The organism is Shewanella sp. UCD-KL21 (assembly GCF_001957135.1).
GTDB lineage: Bacteria > Pseudomonadota > Gammaproteobacteria > Enterobacterales > Shewanellaceae > Shewanella.
The window spans coordinates 25,192-40,062 of the sequence record NZ_MPHK01000014.1; the positions used below are offsets into that span (position 1 = coordinate 25,192).

Below are 14,871 nucleotides of genomic sequence, written 5' to 3' on the forward strand. Positions count from 1 at the left end.
TTTAACGGCACAACAAATTGAGAGACCACATGAGCAAAGATCTATTACATCGCTACTTATTCGATAATGCCGAAGTCCGTGGTGAAATGGTACAACTGGAAAACAGCTACCAAGAAATTTTAGCCGCCCATGATTACCCTGTTGCATTGCAGCACATCATTGGCCAATTAATGGCGGCAACATCATTGTTGACAGCCACCATTAAATTTACTGGCGACATCAGTGTGCAATTGCAAGGTGATGGCCCAGTATCTTTAGCGGTTATCAATGGCAGCAACTTACAAGCCCTACGTGGCATCGCCCGCTGGAAAGGTGAGTTAGCAGATGACGCTTCACTGGCGGAGCTGTTTGGCCAAGGTATTATGGTGATTACCCTAACCCCTGATGAAGGCGAACGTTACCAAGGTATTGTGTCTCTTGAGCATGCTGATTTAGCCGCCTGTTTAGAAGAGTACTTCAACCAATCAGAGCAGCTACCTACAGTGATCCGTTTATTTGCTGACGGTAAACAAGCTGCCGGTATGTTGTTACAGGTATTACCGACTGAAAACAAAGAAAACGAAGAGTTCGAACACTTATCTGCGCTGACTCATACTATCAAGTCAGAAGAGCTATTTGGCTTAACCGCAGAAGAAGTGTTACATCGTTTATACCATCAAGAAGAAGTGCGCTTATTTGATCCTATCGATGTCACCTTTAAGTGCAGCTGCTCAAAAGAGCGTAGCGCTAAAGCGCTGGCGACCTTAGAGCAAGCAGAAGTAGAAGCCATACTCGCTGAAGAAGGTAAAATTGAAATGGACTGTGAATATTGTCCTGCAGTTTACAACTTTGACAGTATCGATATTGCGGCAATCTTTGCTGGCAACATGAGTGCAGACAAGCAGCAATAACTGTTATTTACTCAAGTAAACTTTCAAAAAAAGCGCCTAGAGCGCTTTTTTTATCGCTAAAAATCCCCCTTCCAACTAAAAAAAAGCCGCTAATTACAAAAAAGTTACCAAACTGTTACTCACCACTGCCGTTATTGCGTTATTATTAAATTGCATTGGGATCGCTGATTTAGTGTTCAACCGAACCTTAATTCAGCCTCACCTAAGCCAAACTTAAGCAAGCTAACGTAAGTCATCCTAAACAAAAAAATCGGCGCCATAGACCGATAAACGACCTACTTATGACGGAGAACCACTCGATGACAGATGAAACCAACAGCGTACACCTCAACCTTACTAGCGCTGAGTTAATTGAACTTGCTTTACAACGTAATGAAGGGACATTAACCGCCAATGGCGCACTGGTAGCAAAAACCGGCGCAAGAACAGGTCGCTCCCCCAACGACCGCTTTATTGTTCAAGAAGCCAACACCCAAGATGAAATCGACTGGGGCTCAGTCAACAAAGGTATCGCAGCCGATACCTTTGATGCACTTTGGGGCCGTGTTGAAGCCTACCTTGCTGACAAGGAGCTTTTTGTTTCTGAACTTGAAGTGGGTGCCTCTGATGAGCACTACCTTCCGGTTCGTGTTACTACAGAATATGCTTGGCATCAGGTATTTGCCCGTAATCTATTTATCACCCCAGAAAGCTTTAACCGTGGCGATAAACCCGTATGGCAAATTATCAATGCACCTGATTTTGTCTGCGATCCTGCCCGTGACGGCACCCACTCTGATGCGGTAGTGATGATTAACTTTGCCGCCAAAAAGGTACTGCTTGCAGGGCTTAAATACGCAGGCGAAATGAAAAAGTCGATGTTCTCGGTGCAAAACTTCTTATTGCCAGCAAAAGGGGTATTGCCAATGCATTGCTCCGCTAACGTGGGCGCTAAAGGTGACACCACCTTATTCTTCGGTTTATCAGGCACAGGTAAAACCACCCTTTCAGCCGATCCTAAGCGCTTTTTAATTGGCGATGATGAACATGGCTGGGCACCGGGCGGGGTGTTTAATATTGAAGGCGGCTGCTACGCTAAATGTATCGACTTAAGTCAAAAAAATGAGCCGGTTATTTGGGATGCGATTCGCTTTGGCACCGTACTTGAAAACGTGGTGTTAGATGACTCCCGCACTCCTGATTACACTGATACCAGCTTGACTGAAAACAGCCGCGCCGCCTACCCACTTGAGCATATTGCCCAGCGAGTAGAAGAAAATCGTGGCGCTGAGCCTAACTCAGTAGTGTTTTTAACCTGTGACGTATCAGGGGTGTTACCGCCAGTATCGGTATTAACCAAAGAGCAAGCGGCTTATCACTTCTTGTCAGGTTATACCGCTAAAGTGGGCTCAACTGAAATGGGCTCAACTGCGGCAATTCAATCGACCTTCTCGACCTGTTTTGGAGCGCCGTTCTTCCCACGCCCTGCAGGGGTTTATGCTGAACTATTGATGAAGCGCATTGAATCATTTGGCAGCCAAGTTTACTTGGTAAATACTGGCTGGACTGGCGGACCTCACGGTGTCGGTAAGCGTTTTGATATCCCTACGACCCGCGCCATTGTCGATGCCATTGTCAGCGGCGAGCTTAAAGACGTTGAAACCATGCACATTGATAAACTTAACCTTAAGGTACCTGTCGCGGTATCAGGGGTTGAAACTGCATTATTAAACCCAGTAAACACTTGGACTGATAAAGCAGAATATGCCAAATTTGCGCAGCAACTTGCCGAAGAGTTCACCGCAAACTTTGCTAAGTATCAGGTGTCTGATGAGATTAAAAATGCTGGCCCTAATAGCTAGTGTTGAGCCGATGACCCATTAACTGGTCATCAATGCACGACCAAGCTAAAGAGCAAACAAAAAGCCGCAAATCCCCAGTTGCGGCTTTTTTAATGGCGTAATTTACTTTCCTTTAATCAGTATCAATCTACTATTGCCTCCATAGAGAATTAATTTAAGATGACACAATAAACTTTGGATATATCATAGGGATATCTATGCGCCGCGCCATCATTGCCACTCTGGTGATTAATTCATTCTTGCTGCTCAATAGCAATGCATTCGCCACTGAAAACCTTAGTAAGCATTCTGAAAAAATAATAACTGCCAGCCCTAGCGTTAATAACACCTTTGTAAACGATGCTATTTTGCCGCCAATTGCCAGCTGGCAAGGCGCCAGTGAAGCATTAGTTCAATCAAAAAATGCACCATGGGCCACTCCTTTTGAGCAACACGGTTTAATCAGCAGCCCTAATTACCATGATACCCAGCAATGGCTCACCAAACTTGTCAACAGCAGCGATTTGCTGCAACAAGTCTCCATCGGTAAAAGCCCCCAAGGCCGTGATATTTGGATGCTGATCGCATCAGAAGAAGGGGCGGCTAATGCTAAAGCGCTTAGCGGTAATAATAAACCCACAGTGCTGGTACAAGCGGGGATCCATTCTGGCGAGATTGATGGCAAAGATGCCGGCATGATGTTGCTACGTGACATTAGCCATGGCGATAAAAAAGCCCTGCTGGATAAAGTAAATCTGTTGTTTGTGCCCATTTTAAGTGTCGATGGTCATGAGCGCAGTGATGAGTTTAATCGGGTTAATCAACGCGGGCCGGTTGATATGGGCTGGCGCACTAACGCTAGAAACCTGAATTTAAACCGTGATTACGCCAAGTTAGACACCCTTGAATTGCAACATATGATCCGCGCCATCAACTTATGGCAGCCTGACTTGTACATTGATGTCCATGTGACTGACGGCATCGACTATCAATACGATGTCACCTTTGGTTATAACGTCAAACAAGGCTATAGCCCAGCAAGTTTTGATTGGCTGGAAAACTATTATCGTCCTGAAGTTGAAGCGGCGCTGACCAAGCAAGGTCATGTCCCAGGCGGATTAGTGTTTGCCATTGATAATGCCGATATGTCTAAAGGGCTGTCTTACTGGAATCCAAGCCCTCGCTTTTCAAATGGTTATGGTGATGCGCGCCATTTACCGACCATTTTAATTGAAAATCACAGCCTAAAACCCTTTAAACAACGGGTGCTCGGTACCTATGTGATGCTTGAGCAAACCCTCAAAACGGTTGCCAAGCATGGCACTAAATTAAAAGCGGCAATCTATGAAGACAAGTACCGCACTCCGCAGCAACTTGCGTTAACTTGGCAAAGCGTCAAACAACCCCAAGGTTGGGATTTTAAAGGCATTGACTACAGCGTTGAGCAAAGTGACATTAGTGGCGCAAATGTGGTCAGATGGAATGGCCAACCTAAGCTTTACCCTAACTTACCGCTGATTGGTAATACCGAAGCCGATATCATCACTCAACGGCCAAAATTCTATTATATTCCCGCCCAGTGGCAGCAAGTGATTGAGCGCTTAGCCATACATGGCGTAAGAATGACGAGCTTAGAAAAGCCTAAAACCATCAAGGCGGCGCAATACCAATTTAGTCAGCCTCAATTTAACGCGGTAGATTATGAAGGACGTCAACGGGTTAAAGCCAGCAGCACTAAAGTTAAAATAACAACCACTTTACCAGCTGGTACCATTGAAATTGCCACTAACCAACCTCTGGGGGATTTAGCCATTTTGCTGCTGGAACCTCAGTCTGCAGATTCGTTTTTTCAATGGGGATTTTTCAATAGCATCTTTACCCGCACAGAATACATTGAAGACTATGCCGTCGAGCCATTAGCGGCCAAAATGCTAGCTGAAGACGATAATTTGAAACTAGAATTTGAACAAGCCTTAGAGGATGAAGCCTTTGCTGCAGATCCGAAAGCCAGACTGCGCTGGTTTTATCAACGTAGCCCCTATTACGATGAGCAATACTTGAAGTATCCAGTACTGAGATCTCACTAGCTCAAATGCTAAAGCTGCCGCTATTGCCACTTAATACGCCATAAGCGCCTGTTAAGTGGCTTTAGCTTGCGCGTTTTCATCACTCGCTATCATGGCTAACTTTTGCCTGCGCGTTAACTTCTTTACCGCAATTTCCCGTTTCAATGCACGGCTTCTATCAGGCTGTGACTCTTGATACACCAACGTTAGTGGCCCTTTACCTTTTAAAAACTTAGCTGCTTTTACGCCACCAGCTTGATGCTCAGCAAAACGGCGACTAACATCTGTGGTAACCCCAGTGTACAAGTGACCGTTATGGCATTTGACCATATATAAAAACCAAGCAGATGCCACGATTGCTGGCTTTTTCGATGTGGTCATTAGGCTATTATTGCTGTCACTGGCAGTTTGTTGGTTTTGGGTCGGCATCGATATAAAAAACCTTCGGTCTGATCATAGTTATCTGCTGCCAGCATGGCATAATGCAGAATCAAATATAAATCTTATCATCTTAGCACTCGCTAAGTGCAATCAGTATATGGCAATAGCCATGTGAGGAAGCAACGATGTCAAAGCAACCAAATGCCTGCGCACAACCCGATTTAATGCCGCCACAAGAGGCAATCGAAGCGTTATTAGCGCAAGTTAATGCCACCCAAGACAGTGAAATGGTCAGCTTAAATGATGCAGTTGGGCGAGTATTATCTGAGGATTTAGCTTCTTGTATTGATTTGCCTCCCTTTGATAATTCATCAATGGATGGCTTTGCTTTTCGTTTTGAAGATTTAAACCTCAGCACATCGACTGAACTGACCCTTATCGGCACTTCTTTTGCGGGTCACCCTTTTAAAGGGACGCCTCAAGCCAATACTTGTATCAGGATCATGACCGGCGCGCCGGTACCCGCTGGTTATGACACAGTGCAGATGCAAGAAAAAACCACCACCAATGCAGACATCATTAGTATTGAAGCGCCCAAAGCGAAAGGCGCTAACGTGCGCTACCGCGGCGAAGAGTTGCTGGCTGGCACCAATGTGCTAAAAAGCGGTATTCAAATTCGCGCCGCAGAAATGGGCGTACTGGCCACTATCGGTATTAGCCAAGTCAGAGTAAAGCGTAAGCTTAAAGTCGCCTTTTTCTCAACGGGTGACGAATTAAGACCTGTTGGTAGCGATCTCGCCCCTGGGCAAATTTACGACTCTAATCGCTACTCAATCAAAGGTTTATTAACCCAAGCTAACGTGGAGTGGGTTGACCTCGGCGTCATCGAAGATGATAAAGAAGCTATTCGAGGCGCATTCAGAGAAGCAGCAGAGCAAGCTGATATCGTACTCACCTCTGGCGGGGTTTCTGTGGGTGATGCGGATTACACCAAGCAAATTTTGTCTGAAGAAGGTGAAATTACCTTTTGGCGCTTGGCCATAAAACCGGGTAAACCGTTTGCCTTTGGTAAATTAGGTAAAGCGGTATTCTGCGGTTTACCGGGTAACCCAGTGTCATCAATGGTGACTTTCTACAAGCTTGTTTGGCCTATTATCAACAAAATGCAGGGCTTAACCCCTAAAGCACCTGTGATCGTAAAAGCGACACTTTCAACGCCTATCCGCAAGCAACCGGGCCGCGCCGAATACCAGCGTGGGGTGCTTAGCCGTGATGAAAATGGCGAGTTAGTTGTTGCCACCACTGGCGGCCAAGGCTCTGGCATGTTGACCTCAATGAGCCTCGCGAATTGCTTTATTAACTTAGCGCAATTTCAAGGCGATGTTGAAGCGGGTAGCACAGTCGAAGTTGAACCCTTTAACAGCGTACTTTGCTAAGGATTAATAATGACCGACAGCAAGGGGCTAGCAGTTTAATGAGCAATGACATGTTAACTGACGATATTCTTACCGATAATGAAATGCTGCGTTATAGCCGCCAAATATCCATTAAAGCCATGGATATCGAAGGCCAAGAGAAACTGAAACAAGCCAAAGTCTTAGTCATTGGCGCGGGCGGTTTAGGCTGCACTGTCACCCAATATCTGGCAGTGGCAGGTGTGGGTGAAATGACCATAGTGGATTTTGATACCGTAGAGTTATCAAACCTGCAGCGCCAAGTGCTGCATCATGATGAAAATATCGGCCAAGCCAAAGTTGATTCTGCGAAGCAAACTTTGCAGCAACTCAATCCGCTAATCCGTATCAATACCATTAATCAGTTTCTGGATGAAACTGCCATTGAGCAGTTAGTATCAACACATAGGCTGGTGCTGGATTGCACTGATAATGTATTAGTTCGCGAGCAACTTAACCGCAGCTGTTTTAAGCATAAAGTCAGTTTTATTTCAGCGGCAGCTATTCGCATGGAAGGCACGGTGACGGTATTTGATTATCAGTCGCAGTCACCTTGCTATCAATGCTACAGCAGTCTGTTTGGTGAGCAGCAACTAACCTGTGTTGAATCAGGAATATTAGCCCCTGTCGTGGGCTTAGTGGGTTGTATTCAAGCCACTGAAGCCATTAAGGCCATTAGCGGTATGGGCCAAGGGCTTAATGGGCGCATTCTAATGATTGATGCCATGACCATGGAGTTTCGAGAAATGAAACTACCTAAGCAAACTCACTGCGCCGTTTGTGGGCAATAGAAGTAATTCACCTAGCAAGGCAAACTTGTCTATAGTTGAAGAAGAGATAAAACGGCTTTATAAACAGGAACTCTGTTATGTCAGCTCTTCTTCAACAACTGCGCCAGATAACTGGGTTTACGCCAAGCTCGTCTCAAGGGTTTTACTGCCGCTTTAGACCTTTGCAGCCACTATGCTTAGGCTGCAGTTTTATCCTAATTTCGGCCTGCTCAGGTGACGATATTACCCCGCTTCACCAAACCAACCCCGCTGCCGATTACTGCCTTAAGCTAGAGGGCAGTTTAGCGACCATAGTTCACATCAATGGCGATATCTTACTGTGCACCTTACCTGATGGTGAAGTAGTGGAGTCTTGGGAATTATTTAGACGCGACCATCAAAAGTCATAGTGGTATTGAACCCTAACCGCTATTGAAGTGACCAGCAGCTCAAATAAAGAGTATAAGCATGGCAAATGGATTAGCTAGCCCGTAGTCAATTCACTGACTAAAACATCGCTATCGGGTTTCACAGCTTCAACTTCAGTTACTGCAACTTCATCAAGTTTAATTCTATCGGCCTTAGCAACATAAGCGGGTTTATTACTGCCAACATTTTTAGCATTAGCTTTTTTGGCTTTCGCTTTAAGGGTTGAGTTAATTTTTTTACGACGATTCATTGCATACTCTTTTTACTTGGGCGCCGAAAAAATTGCGATATTTTGACTGCAGGTATTCAAATGGAGGGCGATTTTACAATTGAATAGCCTTAAATACCAATGTTGAACCATCAAAATTGGTATTTAAGCTGTGAGGTTTAATTAATCTTGAATAACCACCCAGATTGCATGTAACACACCTGGTAGGAAAAATAATAAGCACAGAATGATGTTTATCAGTAAATCTTTACCGACACCCTTTTTCAAGAACACCGCCACTGGCGGTAATAAAATAGCCAATATGATTAGTAGAATTTTATTTGCATCCATAATTTTTTCATTTCCTTTTTATCATCAATAGTAAAAAACTAACTAGTGTAAAAATAATAACCAATTGTTAAAGCCATCAAATATCATTATGATTATTTTAGCTACAATTTCATACTGAAATTTTTGTAAACACTTGAAGGCTTAATGATAGAAAATAGTAGTAGCTTAGTGTTAATTCAAGTTATTTGCGTGCTTTGCATTGCAGCAACTGTCGCCTGGATCATCATGGTCGTGCCAATGAAGGTCGCGCCCAGTGCCAGCTCACGCTTTGCATTCGCTAATTTTTCTATCCTTATCGGCATGCTGCTTTACATACAACGCACTGATGAACCCAGCTACTTACACTGGTTAGTGGCCGATATGTTCATCCTGATTGGCTTTGGTTTATTACGCTGGGGCGCACAACGGCTTTATCACCTGCCCTCTAGTCACCGCTATGATTTAATCTTGCTGTTAACCACCGGTGGGTTAATGTTATTAGCTAAGCCGCATGTTTCTAGCTCCGCGTACTTGATGATTATTTTATCCTTTAGTGCAGCGATATTATTTTTTATGCTCGCCAAAGATCACTATGTGGCCTTTAAAGCTAACTTAACTGCTTTTGCAACTTACTGGTTAGTCATCCCCATTGTTGCTATTGGGTTGATGTTTTTTATCAGAGCATTCATTTTGATGCTTTATCCAGAAAAAGTAGCCAATTACGCCGCGTTTAATGCCAAAGAATCGATTCCCATTCTATGGACCTATATTGTGCTTATTTTGATGGTCAATATTCTGATTATCGGGAATACCATTAATCGCTTAGTGGTCAAAATAAGAACCCTCGCCAATAAGGATTCCCTCACAGGGTTGTTTAACCGTAACGCCCTGCAACACAAACTCAATACTGAATATCAACGTTGGTTAAGAGATAAAGTCAGCTACAGTGTGATGGTGATTGATTTGGATCACTTTAAGAATATTAATGATCATTATGGTCATGTGGCAGGTGATGAGGTGCTTAAAGCGGTTGCACAACAGTTGAGCACTGCGATTCGTAAACTGGATTATTTATGCCGCTTTGGTGGCGAAGAGTTTGTATTGATTTTACCCTTAACCAATGAAGCTAACGTGCTCAAAGTCGCTAAAAAGCTCCAGCAAACTGTTGCTGGAATCCAACTAGACTGGCACGGAGATAACATAGCCGTAGAAGCCAGTATCGGCTGCATCACCATGAAAGAAGGCATCGACGCCGACGACTTATTACATCTGGCCGACAAAGCCATGTATCAAGCAAAAAACAGTGGCCGTAATTGTGTTAAATCGGCCAACTTAGTAAGCTTACAAACCTATTTAATTTAACGTCTGACAAACCATGTTACTGCTACCGCCATGACTCTAAGCAAGCTTATTTTACTGGCGCTGGCCATGGTAAATCATTGAGACTTTGCCATTCATTTGCTAGCTGCTGAGTGACTGCTGCCAGTTGGAATTGCTCACCTAAATGGGGCCATTGAATAAATTGGTACTGCGTAGCTTTATATTCAAACTGCAGCGCCATTGCATGAAGGTAGCACCTATCTGATGCCTCACCGCCATAAAGGCTATCCCCTAAAATAGGTACTGCTAGACTGGCTAACGCGACCCGTAATTGATGGGTTTTACCACTCAGTGGTTTTAGTAAATACAACCGAGTCCCTGCAGCAATTGAATGGGAAAAAAACTGCGTGATCGCCGGGTTATCAGTTGAGCGTAATAGCTTATACATACTGCGACGTGACTTAGCCATATCGCCAATAACCCAACCTTGTTTCTTTTTCGGTTTACCTTTAGCAATGGCCAAATAATATTTTTGGATCTTATGATCGCTAAACATCTCGGTGAATATCGCTGCGGCGGCTGAAGATTTAGCCAAAATCAATAACCCTGAGGTTGGCGTATCTAAACGGTGAACCGCATATAACTTAATCCCTAAATCAGCCTCAACTTGAGCGACGACGCCCGCATTACCATCTTGACTGTGAAAATGAACCCCTGCATATTTATTAATGATAATAAAGTCAGGATGCTGCTCAACTAGCTGATACATAAATGGGCTTCTATTAAGTAATGATGAGTGATGCGAGATAACATTGAATACTGGAAGTGAACATTAGAAATGAATATCGGCAATCAAACCAGGGTTATTATCTACCAATTCAATACTGGCACGATGGCGAGATAAAATCGCTTTTACCATAGATAACCCTAAACCTGTGCCTTGATGGTGACGACTAGGATCTAAACGCACTAAACGCTCAAACACTCGTTCTTTGTCTTGCGCATTTATCCCTGGGCCATTATCAATAATTTGGATCCGACGACCTTGTTGCACAATGCTAATTTCGGCATCTTCAGGCGCGTACTTAATGGCATTATCCACTAGGTTAAATAATGCTTGGAATAGCAGGTATTTATCCCCTGAAATAATGACATCATTTTCAATCACTAAATTAAGGGTTTGCTGTTTAGACTCGGCCACCACTTCTGCCATTTCATATAAATCTTGGCAAAGCTGCTGCAAGCTAACGGGTTGCATATTAAGGGTCTGCTGACCTTCTTCAATGCGCGTTAGTGACAACATGGCATCGAAGGTTGCTAAGCAATGATCTAGCTCTTCTAGCAGCATTGCGGTGAGTTCAGGTACCTGCTCGGCCGGTTTTTGCGGTAACTGCTCGATACCTATGCGCAAATGCGAAAGCGGCGTACGTAAGTCATGGGCGATATTATCGGTCACCCCACGTACTGACATTAAGTTGTGCTCTAAGGTATCTAATACCCGATTAAACTGTCCTGCGAGCATATCAAATTCATCTTGATTATGACTGACAGGAAAACGGGTATCGTATTGTCCTTGCTCAATTTTTTGACTCAATAGATTGTATTGAACTAAGCGCCGTAAGATGGCTTTAGAGAAGATAAAACCAACAGCTAAGGTCATTGCTAATGTCAGCGCCACCATCCAAAAGGCCGCATTAACAAATTTATCAATCAATGCAGCTAAGTTATCAGTACGGGTGGCGATAAGCACGGGACCGTAATTGGTTAACACCAATCCTCCGGTCAAAATATGCAGTTTATCTGGTCCGCCAGTGAGAATGGGGAAATCGCGGGTTTCAGGCAATAATGGCATGTTGTCAGGTACAAAACTTAAGGCACCAACCATGTCGACATTATTACGCCAAGCAATTAACGCTGTTTTGGGATCAGCCGCGCGAATTTGCGCCGCAAAACTACGACGGTCCACAGTGAGGGCTAATTGCTTGTAGCGCTGCATTTCAGTCGCGAGATGCTGCTCAACTTGGCTTTCTTGTTCCATGACTAGCTGCCGGTATAAACCCGATACCAGCAGTACAATTAACAAGGTCACCAAAGTAGAAAATATTAGCGTGATCCGCCAAGCACTACTTTGGTAGGGTTTAATTCCCTTTACAGAGGCGATAACCAGCCCCTCGAACGGTTTCGATAATTTCTGGGTGACCTAACTCTTCAAACTTGCGACGCAGCTTAGCGATATGAACATCAATCACATTGGTACGAGGGTCAAAATGATAATCCCACACAGCTTCAAATAATAGCGTACGGCTAATCACTTTATTAGGATGCTCCATCAGATATTTGAGTAATTGAAACTCTTTAGGTTGCAGCATAAGTTCATGATCATCTAAGGTCACTTTGCGCGTGAGCAGCTCCATTTTCAAATTACCGACTTCAAGATCGGTACTATTTGAAGCAGGCGCATTGCGTTGAATTAACTTTTCAGCTCGCACTTGCAACTCTGCAAACGCAAAAGGCTTAGTCATATAATCATCGCCACCAGCACGTAAGCCTTTTACACGCTCATCGACATGACTTAATGCTGACAAGATTAACACTGGGGTTTCATTACCATTTTTACGCAACGCTGTTAGCAATGTTAACCCATCAATTTGGGGCAGCATTCGGTCTAAAATAATAATATCGAAATCATTATTTTTGGCTTTATACAGGCCATCATGGCCATTGGTTGCCGTATCGACTTGGTATTGCTGAGCTGTAAAACCCTCTGCAACATACTGTAATGTTGTTGCGTCATCTTCAACGATTAATACTCGCATAGTGCTGTTCCTTAGTCCCACTGCAGTAGGGGTAATGGACGTAAATTCTCAATATCAAAAGCAATAGTATGCTTACTGGCCGCATTAAGTAGCTTCAATTCTAAATAACTGATGGTCAAATCGTGCTCGAGCTCTGCTTCAATTAAATAACCAGATTGATTTTTTGTCGCTAACTTAATCAAATCTGTAAAGGTCATTTTGTGCTCAATAAGTACTTTAGCAGCCTTAATTTGGTCTAAATCATCTGAGGCAAAATGACTTAATTTCTTACTCATCAAGCTGCCATCTTTGGCATCAAATTCAAACGCTATAAGTTCGTTTGTATCAAGGTTGATAAGTTCTATTTCATAAATTAACTGATCTTTTTCAATATCCATATCAAAAGCTGAAACCAAGCCATTGTGATCCATTTCAACTTGCTGAATCACCACAATAGGCTCAACGTACTCACCTTGAGATAACAAAGTATGCATACTAGGCGTTGCCATCACCATTGAAGGGAATACCACAAGCAATGATAGAACAATACGGAACATGAGAGCCTCAAAAGACATTGATAATTGAGCTACTTTACCTAAGCCGATTAAAAGACCCAAGCTTTGTAAGATTAATAATTGATCATGATTCTAGAATATGAACTTGTTCTGACTTCAATGCTATTGTGGTGGCTAAACCTTGTTGTAGCTCAAGTTTAGTCGCTAAGTGAGCTGGCACATCCATATTAAACGTCTCATCAATCCCTGCCATACGCGCTTTGATACGTACAGATTCCCCCATCACCAACATAGAATCAATCACGATATCGAGTTTATTGATACTGCGGCAAAGCCGGCCGCTGGTAATAGCGCTGAATCGAATGCCCTGATTAGGGATCACCCAGCGTACAGTTTGACCAACTTCGCAATCTGGGGCGCTATCGCTAGCAATAATCTGGTCGCCCATTTTAAGCCAAGTAATATTGGCTTTTTCATCACGACCAGACACTTGGGCATTAAAGATATTACGTAAGCCCATTTGCCTCGCCACGGTTTCATTACGAGGATGAGACAAGACATCAAACGGTTTACCTTGCTGGAGCATCTTGCCTTGGCTGATTAAAATCATTTTATCGGCCAGTAATAAAGCCTCATTCATATCATGGGTCACCATAATCACTGGAATTGATAATTGCGATTTTAACCGTGCTAACTCAATATATAACCTTTCTCGGGTTTCTCTATCCACCGCAGAAAAGGGTTCATCCAGCAATAAAACTGCCGGCTCTCTGGCAAGCGCCCTAGCTAAGGCGACGCGCTGGCGCTGACCACCCGAAAGCTGCGCCGGTAATCGTGCAGGCAAGCCATGTAAATTAACTCGCTCTAACCAATCTAACGCACGGGCTTTACGCTCATGCTTTGGAATATGATCCAGCCCAGAAATAACATTATCCAGTGCCGTTAAGTGCGGAAACAAACCAAAGTGCTGTGGCACGTAGCCTATATGACGTTGCTGCGGTGATAAGTTGATACGTTTCTCATGACAAAACCAAGTTTTATCTCCACTTTGAATCGCTCCTTGTTGAGCTGAACCTAAGCCCGCAATCATTCGCAGCAAGGTGGTTTTACCGCCCCCTGAAGGACCCACTACAGCCAAGACTTCTCCCGCTTTACAGCTAAAGCTAGCCTCTAATGGGATCGGTGCTTGTTGGGAAATTTGGCAATGTAAATCAACGCTGCGGATTGGCATGCTGGCCTCCTAAACGTCGAGAAAGACTGGTAGTAATCGCCAATACACTGACAGCAAAAACTAATAACACCAGTGACATGGTACCAGCAGATTCAAAATCAAAGGCCTGCACACTGTCGTAGATAGCAATAGAAATGGTTTTGGTTTCACCGGCAATATTACCGCCTAGCATCAGCACTACGCCAAATTCACCTAGCACATGGGAAAAACACAGTACCACTGCGGTTAATACTCCTGGCCAAATCATCGGCAGCTCAATTTTGACAAAAATTCGCCACCAACTCATGCCGCAACAGGCGGCGGCATCAGGAATATCGTGAGGGATAGTTTCAAATGCCCGCTGGATGGGCTGCACAGCAAAGGGAATATTGACTAAAATAGAGGCGATCACTAAACCGGAGAAGTTAAATACTAATTGCCCCCCAAAAAGTGATTCTACCCATTGGCCAATAACACTTTGACTACCAAGACCTACCAATAAATAGTAGCCAATAACCGTTGGTGGCAATACCAAGGGCACCATGATTAACGCCTCAACCCATGACTTACCTCTAAACTGACGGTAAGCCAGTAGTCGACCAACAATAATGGCCAATGGCACTAAAATTAGCACAGTAACGCTACTCAGCTTGGCTGATAACCATAACGATTGCCAATCCATA

The 14,871-nt window shown here is 43.9% G+C and carries 16 protein-coding genes; 7 read left to right on the forward strand and 9 right to left on the reverse strand.

Translation table 11 applies throughout. The features are described 5' to 3' along the window. Positions 1-29 precede the first annotated feature (29 nt). From hslO to BM739_RS13165, 3 genes are all read left to right on the forward strand, one after another. Entirely contained in the window at positions 30-890 is an 861-nt protein-coding gene (gene hslO, locus BM739_RS13155; RefSeq protein ID WP_076541343.1) for an Hsp33 family molecular chaperone HslO, read from the forward strand. A 299-nt stretch (positions 891-1,189) separates the two neighbouring features. Further along, complete coding sequence (locus tag BM739_RS13160; RefSeq protein WP_076541345.1) at positions 1,190-2,731, forward strand: phosphoenolpyruvate carboxykinase; 1,542 nt, start codon at positions 1,190-1,192, stop codon at positions 2,729-2,731. A gap of 197 nt (positions 2,732-2,928) precedes the next feature. Next, positions 2,929-4,797, forward strand: coding sequence for a M14 family metallopeptidase (locus tag BM739_RS13165; RefSeq protein WP_076541347.1), 1,869 nt, complete (start codon positions 2,929-2,931; stop codon positions 4,795-4,797). Positions 4,798-4,848: 51 nt separating this feature from the next. On the opposite strand, the gene BM739_RS13170 is transcribed toward BM739_RS13165, so the two are convergent. Further along, a complete protein-coding gene (locus BM739_RS13170) occupies positions 4,849-5,157 on the reverse strand; it encodes a GIY-YIG nuclease family protein (protein WP_076541508.1) in 309 nt (102 codons plus the stop codon). A 185-nt stretch (positions 5,158-5,342) separates the two neighbouring features. Here BM739_RS13170 and moeA point away from each other — a divergent pair, with 185 nt between their 5' ends. The 3 genes from moeA to BM739_RS13185 all read left to right on the forward strand — a co-directional run bounded on the left by moeA (position 5,343) and on the right by BM739_RS13185 (position 7,791). After that, entirely contained in the window at positions 5,343-6,593 is a 1,251-nt protein-coding gene (gene moeA / locus BM739_RS13175; protein ID WP_076541348.1) for a molybdopterin molybdotransferase MoeA, read from the forward strand. A gap of 38 nt (positions 6,594-6,631) precedes the next feature. Further along, entirely contained in the window at positions 6,632-7,402 is a 771-nt protein-coding gene (gene moeB, locus BM739_RS13180) for a molybdopterin-synthase adenylyltransferase MoeB (RefSeq protein WP_076541350.1), read from the forward strand. Between the two features lie 77 nt (positions 7,403-7,479). Beyond that, on the forward strand, positions 7,480-7,791 hold the full coding sequence (locus BM739_RS13185; RefSeq protein ID WP_083698163.1) for a DUF333 domain-containing protein: 312 nt from the start codon (positions 7,480-7,482) through the stop codon (positions 7,789-7,791). A gap of 74 nt (positions 7,792-7,865) precedes the next feature. On the opposite strand, the gene BM739_RS13190 is transcribed toward BM739_RS13185, so the two are convergent. Together BM739_RS13190 and BM739_RS13195 are read right to left on the reverse strand one after the other, a co-directional pair. Then, positions 7,866-8,060, reverse strand: a complete 195-nt coding sequence (locus tag BM739_RS13190) for a DUF2986 domain-containing protein (RefSeq protein ID WP_076541352.1) — start codon at positions 8,058-8,060, stop codon at positions 7,866-7,868. A gap of 141 nt (positions 8,061-8,201) precedes the next feature. Beyond that, entirely contained in the window at positions 8,202-8,369 is a 168-nt protein-coding gene (locus tag BM739_RS13195) for a YqaE/Pmp3 family membrane protein (protein ID WP_076541354.1), read from the reverse strand. Between the two features lie 144 nt (positions 8,370-8,513). On the opposite strand from BM739_RS13195, the gene BM739_RS13200 reads away from it, so the two are divergent. Next, positions 8,514-9,710 carry a GGDEF domain-containing protein gene (locus BM739_RS13200; RefSeq protein WP_076541356.1) on the forward strand — a complete coding sequence of 399 codons (1,197 nt, stop codon included), beginning with the start codon at positions 8,514-8,516 and terminating at the stop codon, positions 9,708-9,710. Positions 9,711-9,756: 46 nt separating this feature from the next. Here the strand turns inward: BM739_RS13200 and BM739_RS13205 are convergent, their stop codons facing one another. The 6 genes from BM739_RS13205 to modB all read right to left on the reverse strand — a co-directional run bounded on the left by BM739_RS13205 (position 9,757) and on the right by modB (position 14,870). Beyond that, complete coding sequence (locus tag BM739_RS13205) at positions 9,757-10,437, reverse strand: TIGR01621 family pseudouridine synthase (protein ID WP_076541358.1); 681 nt, start codon at positions 10,435-10,437, stop codon at positions 9,757-9,759. Between the two features lie 63 nt (positions 10,438-10,500). Further along, positions 10,501-11,757, reverse strand: a complete 1,257-nt coding sequence (locus BM739_RS13210; RefSeq protein ID WP_076541360.1) for a HAMP domain-containing sensor histidine kinase — start codon at positions 11,755-11,757, stop codon at positions 10,501-10,503. 49 nt (positions 11,758-11,806) lie between these two features. Continuing rightward, positions 11,807-12,484 (reverse strand): response regulator transcription factor, encoded by a 678-nt coding sequence (locus tag BM739_RS13215; protein ID WP_076541362.1) that lies wholly within the window; start codon positions 12,482-12,484, stop codon positions 11,807-11,809. 11 nt (positions 12,485-12,495) lie between these two features. Next, positions 12,496-13,020, reverse strand: a complete 525-nt coding sequence (locus BM739_RS13220; RefSeq protein ID WP_076541364.1) for a PepSY domain-containing protein — start codon at positions 13,018-13,020, stop codon at positions 12,496-12,498. Between the two features lie 82 nt (positions 13,021-13,102). Beyond that, positions 13,103-14,209, reverse strand: coding sequence for an ABC transporter ATP-binding protein (locus BM739_RS13225; RefSeq protein ID WP_076541366.1), 1,107 nt, complete (start codon positions 14,207-14,209; stop codon positions 13,103-13,105). Further along, positions 14,190-14,870 carry a molybdate ABC transporter permease subunit gene (gene modB, locus BM739_RS13230; RefSeq protein ID WP_076541368.1) on the reverse strand — a complete coding sequence of 227 codons (681 nt, stop codon included), beginning with the start codon at positions 14,868-14,870 and terminating at the stop codon, positions 14,190-14,192. Before modB ends, BM739_RS13225 begins: the two co-directional genes overlap by 20 nt. Between the last annotated feature and the right edge of the window lies 1 nt (position 14,871).